Source organism: Paenibacillus durus ATCC 35681 (genome assembly GCF_000993825.1).
GTDB classification, from domain to species: Bacteria; Bacillota; Bacilli; order Paenibacillales; family Paenibacillaceae; genus Paenibacillus_AQ; species Paenibacillus_AQ durus_B.
In genome coordinates, this window is record NZ_CP011114.1 from 1,647,811 (window position 1) to 1,661,964 (window position 14,154).

Here is a 14,154-nt window from a genome sequence, read left to right on the forward strand (position 1 = left end):
CCCGCCTGCGAAATAACTCAGCATTTTGCTAAAATCTCAAATTCAAAAATACCAAAAGGAGTGGATCATTCATGTCCAAAGCCCGTGTGTATGTTACATATCCGCTAGAGGATCATATTTTGGCTCTGCTGCGCGAACAATGTGAAGTGGTAATGAATCCCGAGGAGCGGAGCCTCAGCCCGGAAGAGCTGATTGAAAATGCCCGGGGTTTCGACGCTGTGCTGACTGTTTCGGTAGGAGTTAATGAGGATGTGTGCCGGGCGCTTGCTTCGGATTGCAAAATCTTCGCCAACTACGGCGTCGGCTACAACAATATTGATGTCGAGGCCGCAACAAAACACGGCATATACGTCAGCAATACACCGGACGTTCTGACGGATGCCACCGCGGACTTTGCCTTTGCCCTGCTGCTGTCCGCCGCCCGGCGGGTTGTGGAATGCGACACGTATGTGCGGGCCGGCAAGAAGAGCTGGGGGCCGATGAATTTGATTGGCGCCCAGGTCAGCGGCAAGACCATCGGGATACTCGGCGGAGGCCGGATCGGCAAGGCCGTGGCGAAGCGCGCCCAAGGCTTCAATATGCGGATACTGTATAATGATCAGCGGCCGAATCCCGATTTTGAGGCGGAGACGGGCGGAGTCTTCGTTGATAAAAACACGCTGCTGAGAGAATCGGATTTTGTATCCGTTCATGTGCCGCTGCTGCCTTCCACCCGCCATCTGATCGGAGCGGAAGAGCTGGGTCTGATGAAGCCAAGCGCGATCCTGATCAACGATTCACGTGGGCCCATTATCGACGAGCAGGCTATGGTAACCGCTCTTCGTGAGAATGTCATTGCCGGAGCGGGCCTCGACGTGTTCGAATCCGAGCCGGAGCTTGCGCCGGGACTGACCGAGCTGCCGAATGTGGTGCTGGCTCCCCATGTGGGCAGCTCCACCACCGAAGCCAGGGTAGCCATGGGCGAGCTGTGCGCCCGGAATATCTTCGCGGTGCTTGGCGGAGGCACGCCGATTACCTGTGTAAACCCGGAAGTTGGCGTAAAGGCCTAAGCAGGCTGCGCCTGGGGTTGGCGGAATCTTTCCTGTAAACTGCCACATTCGGCAACGGACAGAAGCAGAAATCTTCCATAGCGAGAGGCGGATTAGCGGCTGCCTGCGGCAAACTAATAGCCATCCCGAAAGTCATCCCGAACCAGGGATGGCTTTTCTTATGGTAATGCCTTCTTGATTGCATATTCAGGATAACCGATAATGAGAAGACGGCTGGCCGTCAGCGGAGCCCACATATTTTCCACATATCCGGTGCTTATAATAAGCGCATTCTATCAAGACATATCGTAAAAAAAGAAGGTGAAGATAATGGCGCAGCTGCGTGTGCTGGTTGTTGACGATGAATGGAATATGCGAAATCTGCTGCGCATTTATTTGGCGAAGGAAGGCTTCCAGGTCAGCGAAGCATCGACGGGGCGGGAGGCGCTGAAGCTTATCGGCAGCGGGAATTTTGATATTGTCCTGCTGGACGTGATGATGCCTGATATGGATGGCTGGCAGGTATGCGAGGCCGTCAGGGCGAAGGACAGCGTGCCCATTCTGATGCTGACCGCCCGCTCCGAGACGAAGGACAAGGTCCGGGGACTGGAGATCGGGGCGGATGATTATTTGACCAAGCCGTTCGAGCCGGAGGAACTGACCGCCCGGATGCATTCGCTGATCCGCAGAGCGTCTTTGGCGCAGCAAGCGGTCCCCAAGGAGCGTGTACTGGAGTTTCCGGGGCTGATTATCCGTCCGGATGCGCGTGAGGTGTCCGTTCAGGATACCAGGGTCGAGCTGACGCCGAAGGAATTCGATCTGCTGGCCGTTCTGTCCGGGAATCTCCAGCGCGCCTTCAGCCGGGATGAGCTCGTGGAGCGGCTGTGGGGTATGGACTTCGAGGGTGAAACACGGGTAGTGGACACCCATATCAAAAATATCCGCGAAAAGCTGCAAAAAGCCGGCCTCGGCTACAACCCGGTTCAGACCGTTTGGGGCGTGGGCTATAAATTTCAGGCGCCGGTGCAATCCCATGAAAAATAACGTAATCGGCCTGAAGCTGGGCATTGTTATTTCCGGTCTGTTTCTCGTGGTGCTGCTGTTTCTGGGCGTGGCGGTCGACCGGATGTTCACCAGCTTTTATTCGGCCAATATGAAGACGGAAACCGAGGAATTGGCCTCCCATTTCACCGTTATGGCCGAATCCTCGGAGGGCGGCACCAGCGAAATGATAGGGACGTTCGCCGAATTTTCGGCTGTCAGCATATATAATGTACGTCAGGACGGAAGCGTTATTATGCATTCGGGTGTACAAGACCCGGCATATCAGTCTTTTATCCGCATCTCGGATGTGAATAGGATTTTTTCCGGAAAAAAAGTGAATTTTCTCTATGAGGACCCGGCAGGCGGGCGGTATTTCGTCTCGGGGCAACCGATAGTAAAGGGAGGAAAAGTCGCCTCTGCTCTGTATCTAATGGCCTCCACAGAAAGGATGGACCGGTCGCTGGCAGGGGTGCGGAGTCTGCTGGTACTTTCCGGAATCGGAGCATTCCTGCTTGCTTTGGGCAGCACTTGGATTATCGCCCAGTTACTGTCCAGGCCGCTCCTGCAGATGCAGCAGGCTACCCGGAAGATTGCCGCCGGAGAGCTGGAGACGAGAGTGGATATCGGGAGCAGGGACGAAATCGGCGCGCTTGCCGGAGCGATTAACGATTTAGCCGTCGATCTTCAGCGTTACCGTGACTCGCGGCAGGAGTTTTTTGCCAATATCTCGCATGAGCTTCGGACGCCGATTACCTACCTTGAGGGGTATGCGAACGTTGTCAAAGAGCGCCTGTACGAGACGGAAGAGGAAAAGGACCGGTATCTTGACATCATCTACATGGAAGCGCGGCGGATTCAGCATCTGGTGGACGATTTGTTCGAGCTGGCCAAGATGGAGGAAGGCAAGATTAGCCTTGCGCCGGAATGGGTCGATTTGGCGGAACTTGCGGGGCAGGCGGTCGAAAAGGTGAGACTAAAAGCCGAGGACAAAAATCTGGAACTCTACTGCACTGTCGAAGGAACGCCGCAAACGATGTATACGGACGGAGCCCGCATGGAGCAAATTGTGCTGAATCTGCTGGAAAATGCAATCCGGTACACGGAGCGGGGATCGGTCCGCCTCCGTTTGTCGTTCCAGCCGGGGGTGGTGAAGCTTGCCGTACAGGATACGGGGATCGGAATCCCCGAGGACGAGCTTCCTTTTATATTCGAGCGGTTCTACCGGGTAGAGAAATCGCGTTCCCGCATGCATGGCGGCACCGGCCTTGGGCTATCCATCGTGCATAAGCTGGTGGGGCTGCTCGGAGGAACGATAACCGTTGCCAGCAGGCCGGGAGAGGGAACCTGTTTTGAACTTTATTTTGATCTGCGGCTGAAGCCGGGGGAGGATCGCGCATGAAAAAAATCGAATGGCTGATCGCGATTCTCCTGATCGGTATGGGTATGCTGTGTATGAGCGTCTCGGCGTTCTCCTTCCGCAGCATGCCCCTTATGCATTTTGGGGAGCGGATGATGGGGGTGTTCGCCTGTGTCGGGACGATGGCCGTGGTTCTTCTGCTGTTCCTCGGATGGATGGCGTTCAAGAAGAAGCGTTAATTTCGGCTTGAATAGGTTTACCCGGCTGTACTCATCCCTTATCCTTAAGGAACAAGCCGGCGTGATTCGTTTGACTACGGTACGGACAATAGCTGTCTATGAAAAAGGGGTGGAGCTGGCGATGGCCTGGTCTTTTTACCCTCTGGGAGACTCGGCGGTATTGGCCGAATTTGGCCAGAGCATTAGTTCGAAGATTCACAAAGAGATTAGAGCGGCTGTACATCGGATTGAGCAAGATCCCTTCCCCGGGTTTATTGAATGTGTTCCTTCCTTTACTGCGGTATGCGTATTTTATGATTTGGCGGCGCTGCGTATTCCGGAACGGAATCGGACGGCATATGGCCATGTATGTTCTATCCTGCGCGACAAGCTGATGTTGACGGAAGACGGCCTGCGGGCTGAAAGCTCAAGGATCATTGACATTCCGGTCTGTTATGGAGGGGAATTTGGCCCGGACCTTGGGTATGTGGCGGAATTGAACGGTCTATCCAAGGAGGATGTCGTTTCGATTCATTCCGGAGGACAATATCTGGTGTACGCTATTGGCTTTGCGCCGGGATTTCCGTACCTGGGAGGCATGCCGGACACGATTGCCGCGCCGCGAAAAACAACACCCAGACTTCGCATTCCCGCAGGCTCGGTCGGTATTGCCGGCTCGCAGACCGGGATCTATCCCATAGAGACACCTGGAGGCTGGCAGATTATCGGCAGGACGCCGCTCGAATTGTTCCGGCCAGGCGACTCGCCGCCGACGCTGCTTCAGGGCGGGGATTATATCCGGTTCTGCCCCATCGGACCGGAAGAATACCGGAGATTGCGGGGGATGCAGCCATTATGAGTATAAGAATCCATAAGCCAGGCCTGCTTACCACCGTGCAAGATCTTGGAAGAACGGGCTATGGAAAATACGGCGTTATCGTCTCCGGAGCGATGGACTGCTCCGCCCATCGCATAGCGAACTGGATTGCCGGGAACGACGATAGCGCGGCGGTGCTTGAGATTACGCTCTCGGGCTTTGCCGCCGAGTTCGGGCAGGATCACTGGATTGCGATAACGGGAGGCCAAATGACTCCCGTTATCGATGGAAGGGACGTGCCGATGTGGCGTCCCGTGTTTGTGCGTAAAGGGAGCAGGCTCGTCTTTAAGCGGCCGGTTTCCGGCTGCCGGGCGTATCTGGCGGTGTCCGGCGGACTGGATGTCCCTGTGGTGATGGGCAGCCGCAGCACCTACCTGCGCGCGGGAATCGGCGGATTTGAGGGGAGAGCGCTTAGAGCGGGAGATGAGCTGCCCGTAGGCCCTGCTCCGCTGCGGAACCCCCATCCATTTCCGGGGGAGCGGGAGAGCAGGCAGAGCAAGGCGTCGACGATTTCAGGGGCGGCGGGGGAAGACGGCTCCTTCTATGCTGTCTCCTGGGCCGTACCCTGGTCGGTTATTCCGGCCTACAGTCCAAACCCGGAAATCCGGTTCGTCCGGGGCCGCCAATGGGACGATTTCACTCTCCGCAGCCTTCAAGCTTTTGTGGAGTCCTCCTACAAGGTAACTCCCCAATCGGACCGGATGGGCTATCGTTTGGCCGGACCGCCACTTATGCTGGAATCGCCGCGCGAGTATCTTTCCGAGGCCGTAGCGCTTGGAACGGTTCAGATTCCGGCGGACGGTCAGCCAATTGTATTGATGGCCGACCGCCAGACGCTGGGCGGCTATCCGAAGATTGCGCAGGTCATAAGCGTGGATCTCCCCGTAATGGCCCAGGCTGCGCCGGGAGAACATGTCGCGTTTCGGGAGGTTTCGCCGGAGGAGGCCGAATCCTTGTACCTGCGCGGAGAACGCAAGCTGAAGCGGCTTGAAATGATGATCAGGCTGAAGCAGAAGGAGGGTTATCATGCTTGAGGTGGATTTGAACTGTGATATGGGGGAGAGCTTTGGCGCTTACACCATCGGCGCGGATGACGAACTGTTACAGGTGGTCACCTCGGCGAATATTGCCTGCGGGCTTCATGCGGGCGATCCCTCCGTCATGCGCAAGTCGGTCCGGTCCGCACTTGCATTAGGGGTAAGTATCGGAGCCCATCCGGGCCTGCCCGATCTTGCGGGCTTCGGGAGAAGGAACATGGACATTTCTCCCGATGAAGCGTTCGATCTCGTCACGTACCAGATCGGAGCACTGGAGGCCTTCGTCCGGCAGGAGGGAGGGAAGCTTCGGCATGTCAAACCGCACGGCGCTTTGTACAATATGGCCGCAGCATCCCGTCCGCTTGCCGCCGCCATCGCCGCCGCTGTATCCCGATTCGACCCGTCCCTGGTGCTGTACGGCCTGGCCGGAAGCCAGCTGCTTGCCGCCGGCCGCGAGGCGGGGCTGTCCACGGCCAGCGAAGTATTCGCGGATCGGACCTATCAGCGTGACGGGTCGCTGACCCCGAGACGCCAGCCGGACGCGGTCATTACCGACATGGAACAGTCGGTCCGCCAAGTAATCCGCATGGTAAAGGAAGGCGCGGTTGCCGCTGTGGACGGCACGGTAGTTCCGCTTGAAGCGGAAACGGTCTGCATTCACGGCGACGGGGCGGGCGCCGCCGGTTTTGCCGCCGAGCTGCGCCGCCGGTTGAAAGCGGAAGGGATTGCGGTGAAGGCGAAGCGATAGCTTTTAGTCCGTCAGGATATGCCCCGGAGGGAGTGTCGTCCCGGTAAAGCCCGCCAGATGGCGGGCTTTGAAGCCGATCGGCCGACCGCTGCCGGCGAGAATGATATTTTTCAGGCCGGAGGCGCCTTTTTCGGGGAGAATGAACGCTTCCGTATGGGGGAATACCGAAATGAGTGTCGTGTGAACCGCCTGGATCAGCCGGTCATTTCCGCCTTTTCCCGTCAGGTTCATCAGCATCATTCCGCCGGTATTAAGCTTCGTTCTGACCAGGCGGAAGAACTCCTGCGAGATCAAATGCCGGGGCGTGCCTTTGTCGCTGAATGCGTCCAGAATGATATAATCGAAAGCCCCGTCCCTCTCTTGTTCAAGCGTGCGGCGTCCGTCGCCGATCCTCACCGGATCCCCGCTGTATCCGAAATACGTTCTGCTGATTTCCGCAATCTGGGGGCTGACCTCTGCGGTTATCATTTTTTTGCCGGATAAATGGCCGGAAATCGTCCCGACCCCATGCCCGATGATGAATACGTCCTCAAATGCCGGATTGTTCCACTCCATCAAATGAAGGATCGCTCTCGGATACTCGAACACGATCCGCTCCGGATGATTCAAGTCCACCGCTCCTTGAACCGCCTCCTCCGAAAATTGCAGCAGCCGGAAACGCCCTTTCTCGCCGTACCATTCATCCGTATCGTATACCTCAATATCATGCCCGTCTCCGCGCGTCTTATAAAGCAGCTTCAATCTTCCCGTCCCCTTGCCGTCCTTTTTCTTTTCATGATAAGGGATAACGGCCGTGAATCAAAGTGTCGGCTCCAGAGAACATTTAGCATGTTTGTAAAAGGCATTACCGGGCAACTATAACTATGAGGCAAATAAGTAAAACTTTAAGAAGGAGGAGATAAGCATGGCCGATCAAATCCAAAACGAAGCGGACATCCGCAATCGGGAAAATAGAAAGGGAGACTCGCTCGCCGAGATCAAGAAGATGGAGAACGGGGTAGATATCGAACCCGAAGCGGACGAGTGGGAAGCCAAACCTGCTCCAACCGCCCATCCCGACCCTGTGCCGAAAAAATAAGGCTCCGTCGTTAGAATATAAATCAAGGCATAGCGAGAAGCTAAAACTTTCTTAAATTTTAAGAAAAATGGGCTTTCCTTTGGAACAGCCTGTTTTTTTGTGCCCGCTCATCTTGTATACTGTTAGTACATACCGGAATTTCCAACCTGTTGTTTGGTGGCGCACTTTCTTGATCTGTAACCCATTTTGCCTTAGGGAGGAAAATGCAAATGCGTGATCGGAATCGAAACGCCCGTTACCGGCAAAAGCGGCAGGATGTTCTTGCCGGAGTCGTGCTTGAGAAGAAGTATGGTCCTTATTTCGGAGTCCACAGCGATATGAAGCTGGAAACCCTCCGAAAGCTGAATGACAGCCCGCTCCAGTCTCCATCGCTTAAAGAGCAGTACCCCAAATAACGATGCGGTGCATGCAGGCCGTATATTCGGGCATAACCTTCAGAGTTGTGCCTATTTTGTTGTGATTCCAGCCCTTTCGAATTTGAGAATATCTGTTGTCGCAACGTACCTACGTTTAAAAAGACGCCGTCAGGCGTTTCTTCTTATGCGCATATTCCGCTCTCCCGGATGGCATACTATGCCCGATTTCAGGAAAAATGGATATTCCATCGGACAGGAAGGCGGGAGCTATAGCATGTCGGGATTGTTGTCTTGGGGCCGGGAGGCGGCCCACAGTGTGCCGGGAGAATATTTTTTTTATTTTATCGTCTATTCGATATTGGGCTGGTTTATAGAGGGTATGTATAATTGGTACAGCGTCGGGACGTTCCGCAAAGAGGGGCTTATGAAAGGGCCGTATAAACCGATGTACGGCTTCGCTCCACTGCTGCTGCTGGCTTTAGGCGGTACAGCCATGCCGCTTCCGTTGTTTCTAGCCGCGACATTTGCCGTACCGTCGGCTGTGGAATATGTCACCGGGGCACTGCTGAAGCTCCTGTTCCGCCGCCGGTGGTGGGATTACTCGGGCCAAGAGTATCAGCTCGGCGGGCATATCTGTCTGCTGTTCTCTCTATACTGGTGGGGATTATCGGTTGTATGCCTCATTGCCGTTCACCCGCTGATGATTCGTCTGTACACGCTGACGGCGGATATCTGGAGTGTGCTGCTCCCCGTGGCTGTCCTTGGCTTTGCCGCCGATCTTGCCCTGACCTTCCGCATTCGCCGCAGGGAAACGGCATTGCCGATGCTTGGGGATGAGACTGGCGGATCGTACTGACGTTGATCAATTAGCTTTCGCTGCAAAAGTTTAACAGGCGGTTCCATTACCAGTGGACCGTCTGTTATTTTTTTTGCCAAAGACTTGACGACTTCCGTATGTTAGAATGTTGGATGGATGATATACCCAATCATGGAAAACTCCGCGAATATCTGCGGATAGTCGGGGCCTTGGGAGGAACACAGATGGCCGGAAGTCTGCTTGTCGTTTTTCTGCTTACGATGATTATACATACCGCCGAGACGCTGTCGTATTCGGTCCGGTATGCCGGAGTAAAATTGAATAAAATCGCGATCTCGCTATCCCTGACCGGCATTATTGTACTGGTATCCAGGACGGCCAATCTGATTCAGGCTCCGCTGACAGCCAAGTTTGTGGATGTGGCGAAGCACGATCCGAGTTTTAGTCTGCTGAATTATTTAAGGATTATCCTGCTGGGCGGCTCGCTCGGTACGCTGATCGCGATCGGACTATTTCCCACCTTTATCGGGCTGTTCGCGCGCATCATTTCCAAGCTGGAGATCCAAGGTTCCATACCGAAGCTGCTGGCCAGCGTCACCATCGGACAATTGAAAAATACCCGTAAATATGTCAGACGGCCGAAAATCCGGCTGTACAATTTCCGGTATCTGGATGTTCCGAAACGGTTGATCGTGCTGAATATTTTCGTTACGGCCTTCTATACGGTGGGGGTCATGTCGTCACTGTACGCGGCCCATCTCATTCCGAAGTACAGCACGACCGCCTCCCAGGCCTCGGGGATCATTAATGGGATGGCGACGATCCTGCTGACGATCTTCATCGACCCGCAGCTTGGGCTGATTACCGACAAGGCGACGGCCAGCGAGGAACACCGCAGACGGCTGGGCAAGGTATATGTACTGCTCATGGGCTCCCGGTTTCTGGGCACGCTGCTCGGTCAGCTCGTTCTCGTTCCCGCAGCCTATCTGATCAGCATGATCGTTGGGCTGATAGTGTAAGAGGCAAGGAAGGGTATTTTTGCATAAAAGGAGAGGATGCATTGAGTCAATCGGAGAACCGGGGCACGGAAGCCGTTGCCCTCGTCACGGGGGCTTCCAGCGGCTTCGGAATGCTGACGGCGGTTAAGCTGGCGGAGCAAGGCTTCAGGGTCATTGCGGCGATGCGCGAGCCGTCGAGGAAGGAAGAGCTGGAGCGGCGGGCGGAGCGCTCCGGCATCATGGAACGCATGCATGTGATGCGGATGGATGTAACCGACGCCGCCGCGATTGAAGAGACAGTGCAGGCTGTGCTGACCGCTTACGGCAAGATCGACGTGCTGGTCAATAACGCCGGCTATGCGGCGGGCGGCTTTGTGGAAGAGGTGCCGATGGAGGAGTGGCGCCGGCAGCTGGAGACGAATTTTTTCGGCCTGGTCGCGGTAACGAAGGCAGTTCTTCTGCAGATGCGGGAGCAGCGGAAGGGGCTCATTATCAATATCGGCAGCGTCAGCGGTCTGGCTGCTCTTCCCGGCTTTGCGCCTTATGCGGCTTCCAAGTTTGCCGTCGAGGGCTTCAGCGAAAGCCTGCGGCATGAAATGTCGTCGTTTGGAGTGAAGGTCGTTCTGTTGGAGCCGGGGGCATACCGTACCGCCATATGGAACAAGGGACTGTCGCAGATTGCTTCCGCCGAGGACTCGCCTTACCGGGCTCGTCTGGATGCCGTGCTGAAGTATTCGCGCAAGGCTGCGGAGACGGCCCCCGATCCGCAGGAAGTGGCCGACCTGATCGGCCGCATAGTACGGATGCGCTCACCCCGTCTGCGCTACGTGCTTGGCAGAGGCTCCCGGGTGCTGATTGGAGGCAGGAATTTGCTGCCGTGGAGCTGGTTCGAGCGGATCGTCGCCCGGGCGCTGAAATAATGGCATGTTTGAATTTTGCCGTATAGTAGTCTATTGTAGAGCTAGGTACATAACAGTGATTGGAGGCAACCGATGCCTGATTTTATGGAGTTCCAGCTTTGTTTCGATGAAGCGGGACGCGAAATTGAAATTCTCGATGTAACCCGCATCGGCGAGAATGAATATCGGATCGAAGAGACGCCTGTATTCAGACCGGACTTGTCCTTGGGAGACATCATCAAAGTGAAAGAAGAACGCGGCGTCTATTACTACGTGGAAACGGTGGGGAAATCGGACTACGTGAAAATGGTAAGGCTGCTCAGCCGGGAAGCCGCGCATTCGCCGGAGCTTGCTGCATTCAAGGAGCGGGTGCTGAAATGCGGCGGGAAATGGGAGACCGTATTTGGCGGAGTACTTATCATTCACGTTCCAAAAGAAGCGGAGAAACCTTTGAAGGCTGAACTTGAAAAGATTGCCCGTACATACGGAATTTGAATGGAGGTTATTAAAAGTGAACAAACTCACCAAACTGGTTAAAGACTGGGTGCCGACCCTTCTAATTGCCATTGTCCTTTCATTGCTGGTTCGCAGCTATGTCGCCGAAGCGATGAGCGTTCCGACGGAATCGATGGACCCGACCATTCAGGTAGGAGACAGGGTAATTGTGGAAAAAATGCTATGGGCCACCTCGCTGAAGCATGGAGACATCGTCGTGTTCCATCCTCCCATCGCCGGCGAGACGAAGCTGTTCGTCAAGCGGCTGATCGGACTGCCGGGAGATATTGTACAGATTAAGGATGGCGTACTGTACCGAAATGGGGCCAAGGTGGACGAAACCTACCTTACCGTTAAGATGGATTACTCCTATGGACCGGTTACGGTTCCGAAAGATCATTATTTTTTCCTGGGGGACAACCGGAATATTAGCTTCGACGCGCATTTATGGGACACGCCCTTCGTCGCGAAGGATAAGCTGATCGGCAAAGTCGTGCTGGAGATTCCCCTTCATAAGCTGCGGCATTGACCTGGGGAAGGTATTCAATTACAATAAATTGCAGAATGGATCAACGAAGACGAAGGGTAAGTAGACGTATGATAGGAATTTGCAGAGAGCCGGCGGTGGCTGCGAGCCGGTGTTCCGCATACGATTGAATGGCCTTCCGAGTTGCTGTCCCGAGCCCGGTGCGCCGGTCGTAGGGATATGCCGGGGTTCCCGCCGTTATCAGAGGGAACGGTATCGAAGAGGCGTGAACCGCCGATTCCGCACCGTCTAGCGAGGACCGCTTTATTCCGTGCAACCATGCCCGGGAACCGGTCCATTTAAGGTGGCACAACGAGCAGTCTCGTCCTTATAAGGATGAGGCTTTTTTTGTTGTTATAGGTTGTAGAGACGATTCTTCACTCTGTGGGGAAATTTGAAAGGGGGTGATGGCCTTGGATGGCGGCTGGTGGCAATGGTTAAGGTTGACAACATACCGAAAAAGGAGAATGAAAAATGAATCAAGAGAGAGTATTAACCGGGGACCGCGTGACCGGAAAGCTGCATCTGGGCCATTACGCGGGAACCCTTAAGAACCGGGTGGAGCTTCAGCACCGGTACGACACCTTCATTATGCTGGCTGATGTTCAGGCGCTTACCACGCATTTTCATCAGCCCGGGCTGATCCGCACGCATCTGCGGGAGATTGCCCTGGACTATTTGGCGGCGGGGATCGACCCCGAGCGGGCGACCATTTTCGTTCAGTCGATGATTCCGGAAATCGCCGAGCTGACCCAGTTCTATTCGATGTTCGTTACCGTGAACAGTCTGCGCCATAACCCGACCATAAAATCGGAAGCGCAAAGTGGCGGCGGAGACGAGATGTACTATGGATTTCTCGGTTATCCCGTCAGTCAGGCGGCGGATATTACATTCTGTAAGGCGACGATCATTCCGGTGGGCGAAGATCAGCTGCCTCTTATCGAATTAACCCGCAAAGTCGTCCGTCGCTTTAACGAACTGTACCGACCCGTGCTGACCCTGCCCCGGGCGCTTGTCGGTGATACGCCCCGGCTTGTGGGTACGGACGGCAGCGCCAAGATGAGCAAGAGTCTTGGCAACGCGATTCTTCTCGACTCCTCCCGAGAGGAGTTGGAGTTGAAGATGCGCAAGGCGGTGACCGACCCCTCGCGCGTGCGCAAGGGTGATCCGGGGCATCCGGATATCTGCCCGGTCTATGCGTATCACCGCTGCTTCCGGGCGGAAGGCGCGGAGGAGATCGGCGAGGAATGCCGCAAGGGGGCGATCGGCTGCGCGGAATGCAAACGGCGCTCCGTGGAAGCCATCGCGCAGCTGCTTGAGCCGATGGCGGAGCGCAGGGCCTATTATGCGGCCCGTCCCCGTGAAGTGGACGATCTGCTGATGAGCGGCACGTCCCGGGCCCGCGCCATTGCGCGCGAGACGATGCTGGAGGTGCGGGAGGCGATGGGGCTGGACTATTTTAAAACCGGAATTTCCCGAGAAATAGGCTGAACCCGTATCCTAAATTTTGGTTGACCTAATAAAGGCAGTGTAGTATGTTGGTAGACGTTCCGTATTGATGAGAACAATAGAAGAGCGGATTCATCCTGTCTCTTAACGAGGCAGGATTTTTTTATAGAGAGGAAGAGTACATCAATGAAAATGACAAAACCCACGGCAAATATACTGCTATTGTTCATTTCTTTGCTCTGGGGCTCGGGGTTCGTGGTAACCAAAATCGCGTTGGACGCCAACGTTTCCGCAGGATTCATCAACTTTTTTCGAGGCTTTCTCTTTGCGCTGCTCGTGCTTATTTTCTTCAATAAGAAAATATTTAACATGACCTTTAGGGATTTTAAAATAGGCTTGATTGCCGGATTGCTCAATTTTGGCGGATTCCTTACGCAAACGATTGGCGTCAAGTATACCACTCCATCAAATAACGCGTTTATTTCGGCCACGTATGTCGTGTTGATCCCTTTCATAGCCTGGGCCCTATACCGGAAACCGCTCCGGCTCAAAAGCTTCATCTCCATCTCGTTATGCATGCTGGGCATGGTAATACTGACAGGGGTATGGAACAAAGCGTTAACGATAAATATTGGCGACATCTACTCTTTGATTTGCGCGCTGTTTTATGCCGGCTCGATTGTATATCTCGGGTATGGGGCAAGAAAGGCCGATGTGAGTATAGTGGCTTTTATGCTTGCAATGGTACAAGCAATCGGGGGATTGATCTTTTTCCTCAGTGTAGAGAGAGAACCGCTTGCAGAAATCAATTGGTCAGCTGCCATAGTACCATTGCTGTATGTAAGTATCCTGTGTTCCTTTGTCGCGCAGACGATTCAAATTACAGCCCAAAAGCATACCTCCGCGACATCTGCCGGATTAATTATGATGCTTGAAGGCGTTTTTGGGAGCGTCTTTTCCGTTGCTTTTGGGTTTGAGGCATTTACGGTTAATCTGTTTATTGGCGGAATGCTGATTATGCTTTCTCTTATACTTATGGAAGCCGATTTTCAGCCGTTGCGGGTCAAGATTCTTGGCAGCGCCAAAGGCCGGATGACAAAGACAGAGCGCAGGAGGGCCGGGTAATTGGATTTGGATGGAAGCTGATCATGTAAAAAAGAGATGTACAACGAGCCTGCTCCCTAAATATGGAAGCAGGCTCGTTGTTTATGAAGCGTGATAACCGGC

17 protein-coding genes are annotated in these 14,154 nt (G+C 54.6%); 16 read left to right on the forward strand and 1 reads right to left on the reverse strand.

Going from position 1 to position 14,154, the window contains the following annotated elements; genetic code table 11:
* Positions 1 to 71 precede the first annotated feature (71 nt).
* From VK70_RS07385 to VK70_RS07415, 7 genes are all read left to right on the forward strand, one after another.
* Complete coding sequence (locus VK70_RS07385; protein WP_025693808.1) at positions 72 to 1,049, forward strand: 2-hydroxyacid dehydrogenase; 978 nt, start codon at positions 72 to 74, stop codon at positions 1,047 to 1,049.
* 309 nt (positions 1,050 to 1,358) lie between these two features.
* Positions 1,359 to 2,072, forward strand: coding sequence for a response regulator transcription factor (locus VK70_RS07390; protein ID WP_025693807.1), 714 nt, complete (start codon positions 1,359 to 1,361; stop codon positions 2,070 to 2,072).
* A complete protein-coding gene (locus VK70_RS07395) occupies positions 2,062 to 3,471 on the forward strand; it encodes a sensor histidine kinase (RefSeq protein WP_025693806.1) in 1,410 nt (469 codons plus the stop codon). The genes VK70_RS07390 and VK70_RS07395 overlap by 11 nt, the downstream gene beginning before the upstream one ends.
* Positions 3,468 to 3,668, forward strand: coding sequence for a hypothetical protein (locus VK70_RS07400; protein ID WP_025693805.1), 201 nt, complete (start codon positions 3,468 to 3,470; stop codon positions 3,666 to 3,668). Before VK70_RS07395 ends, VK70_RS07400 begins: the two co-directional genes overlap by 4 nt.
* A 121-nt stretch (positions 3,669 to 3,789) precedes the next feature.
* Positions 3,790 to 4,506: a 5-oxoprolinase subunit PxpB gene (pxpB, locus tag VK70_RS07405; protein ID WP_144415331.1), complete on the forward strand. Its 717-nt coding sequence runs from the start codon at positions 3,790 to 3,792 to the stop codon at positions 4,504 to 4,506.
* Complete coding sequence (locus VK70_RS07410) at positions 4,503 to 5,558, forward strand: 5-oxoprolinase subunit C family protein (RefSeq protein ID WP_046723064.1); 1,056 nt, start codon at positions 4,503 to 4,505, stop codon at positions 5,556 to 5,558. The genes pxpB and VK70_RS07410 overlap by 4 nt, the downstream gene beginning before the upstream one ends.
* Positions 5,551 to 6,309 carry a LamB/YcsF family protein gene (locus VK70_RS07415; protein WP_046723066.1) on the forward strand — a complete coding sequence of 253 codons (759 nt, stop codon included), beginning with the start codon at positions 5,551 to 5,553 and terminating at the stop codon, positions 6,307 to 6,309. The genes VK70_RS07410 and VK70_RS07415 overlap by 8 nt, the downstream gene beginning before the upstream one ends.
* Positions 6,310 to 6,312: 3 nt before the next feature.
* Here the strand turns inward: VK70_RS07415 and VK70_RS07420 are convergent, their stop codons facing one another.
* The gene (locus VK70_RS07420; RefSeq protein WP_025694576.1) at positions 6,313 to 7,050 is read right to left on the reverse strand and encodes a spermidine synthase; all 738 of its coding nucleotides are present in this window, start codon (positions 7,048 to 7,050) and stop codon (positions 6,313 to 6,315) included.
* 163 nt (positions 7,051 to 7,213) lie between these two features.
* On the opposite strand from VK70_RS07420, the gene VK70_RS28510 reads away from it, so the two are divergent.
* The 9 genes from VK70_RS28510 to VK70_RS07460 all read left to right on the forward strand — a co-directional run bounded on the left by VK70_RS28510 (position 7,214) and on the right by VK70_RS07460 (position 14,052).
* Positions 7,214 to 7,387 carry a hypothetical protein gene (locus tag VK70_RS28510; protein WP_169733332.1) on the forward strand — a complete coding sequence of 58 codons (174 nt, stop codon included), beginning with the start codon at positions 7,214 to 7,216 and terminating at the stop codon, positions 7,385 to 7,387.
* 209 nt (positions 7,388 to 7,596) lie between these two features.
* Complete coding sequence (locus VK70_RS07425) at positions 7,597 to 7,782, forward strand: hypothetical protein (RefSeq protein ID WP_036639040.1); 186 nt, start codon at positions 7,597 to 7,599, stop codon at positions 7,780 to 7,782.
* Between the two features lie 235 nt (positions 7,783 to 8,017).
* Positions 8,018 to 8,599: a putative ABC transporter permease gene (locus VK70_RS07430; protein WP_046724140.1), complete on the forward strand. Its 582-nt coding sequence runs from the start codon at positions 8,018 to 8,020 to the stop codon at positions 8,597 to 8,599.
* Positions 8,600 to 8,784: 185 nt separating this feature from the next.
* Positions 8,785 to 9,579 (forward strand): lipid II flippase Amj family protein, encoded by a 795-nt coding sequence (locus tag VK70_RS07435; RefSeq protein WP_025694574.1) that lies wholly within the window; start codon positions 8,785 to 8,787, stop codon positions 9,577 to 9,579.
* Between the two features lie 41 nt (positions 9,580 to 9,620).
* Positions 9,621 to 10,478, forward strand: coding sequence for an SDR family oxidoreductase (locus VK70_RS07440; protein WP_025694573.1), 858 nt, complete (start codon positions 9,621 to 9,623; stop codon positions 10,476 to 10,478).
* Between the two features lie 72 nt (positions 10,479 to 10,550).
* A complete protein-coding gene (locus tag VK70_RS07445) occupies positions 10,551 to 10,952 on the forward strand; it encodes a DUF4265 domain-containing protein (RefSeq protein ID WP_025694572.1) in 402 nt (133 codons plus the stop codon).
* Between the two features lie 16 nt (positions 10,953 to 10,968).
* Positions 10,969 to 11,481, forward strand: coding sequence for a signal peptidase I (lepB, locus tag VK70_RS07450; protein WP_025694571.1), 513 nt, complete (start codon positions 10,969 to 10,971; stop codon positions 11,479 to 11,481).
* A 471-nt stretch (positions 11,482 to 11,952) separates the two neighbouring features.
* Entirely contained in the window at positions 11,953 to 12,969 is a 1,017-nt protein-coding gene (gene trpS, locus VK70_RS07455) for a tryptophan--tRNA ligase (RefSeq protein WP_025694570.1), read from the forward strand.
* 144 nt (positions 12,970 to 13,113) lie between these two features.
* On the forward strand, positions 13,114 to 14,052 hold the full coding sequence (locus VK70_RS07460; RefSeq protein WP_051504991.1) for a DMT family transporter: 939 nt from the start codon (positions 13,114 to 13,116) through the stop codon (positions 14,050 to 14,052).
* Positions 14,053 to 14,154: the final 102 nt, after the last annotated feature.

Bases quoted from the DNA above. Each gene is read 5' to 3' on its own strand.
- VK70_RS28510 (WP_169733332.1), top strand. From the start codon at position 7,214: ATGGCCGATCAAATCCAAAACGAAGCGGACATCCGCAATCGGGAAAAT.
- VK70_RS07445 (WP_025694572.1), top strand. From the start codon at position 10,551: ATGCCTGATTTTATGGAGTTCCAGCTTTGTTTCGATGAAGCGGGACGC.
- VK70_RS07390 (WP_025693807.1), top strand. From the start codon at position 1,359: ATGGCGCAGCTGCGTGTGCTGGTTGTTGACGATGAATGGAATATGCGA.
- VK70_RS07430 (WP_046724140.1), top strand. From the start codon at position 8,018: ATGTCGGGATTGTTGTCTTGGGGCCGGGAGGCGGCCCACAGTGTGCCG.
- VK70_RS07410 (WP_046723064.1), top strand. From the start codon at position 4,503: ATGAGTATAAGAATCCATAAGCCAGGCCTGCTTACCACCGTGCAAGAT.
- VK70_RS07460 (WP_051504991.1), top strand. From the start codon at position 13,114: ATGAAAATGACAAAACCCACGGCAAATATACTGCTATTGTTCATTTCT.
- VK70_RS07425 (WP_036639040.1), top strand. From the start codon at position 7,597: ATGCGTGATCGGAATCGAAACGCCCGTTACCGGCAAAAGCGGCAGGAT.
- VK70_RS07400 (WP_025693805.1), top strand. From the start codon at position 3,468: ATGAAAAAAATCGAATGGCTGATCGCGATTCTCCTGATCGGTATGGGT.
- VK70_RS07395 (WP_025693806.1), top strand. From the start codon at position 2,062: ATGAAAAATAACGTAATCGGCCTGAAGCTGGGCATTGTTATTTCCGGT.
- trpS (WP_025694570.1), top strand. From the start codon at position 11,953: ATGAATCAAGAGAGAGTATTAACCGGGGACCGCGTGACCGGAAAGCTG.
- pxpB (WP_144415331.1), top strand. From the start codon at position 3,790: ATGGCCTGGTCTTTTTACCCTCTGGGAGACTCGGCGGTATTGGCCGAA.
- VK70_RS07435 (WP_025694574.1), top strand. From the start codon at position 8,785: ATGGCCGGAAGTCTGCTTGTCGTTTTTCTGCTTACGATGATTATACAT.
- VK70_RS07415 (WP_046723066.1), top strand. From the start codon at position 5,551: ATGCTTGAGGTGGATTTGAACTGTGATATGGGGGAGAGCTTTGGCGCT.
- VK70_RS07385 (WP_025693808.1), top strand. From the start codon at position 72: ATGTCCAAAGCCCGTGTGTATGTTACATATCCGCTAGAGGATCATATT.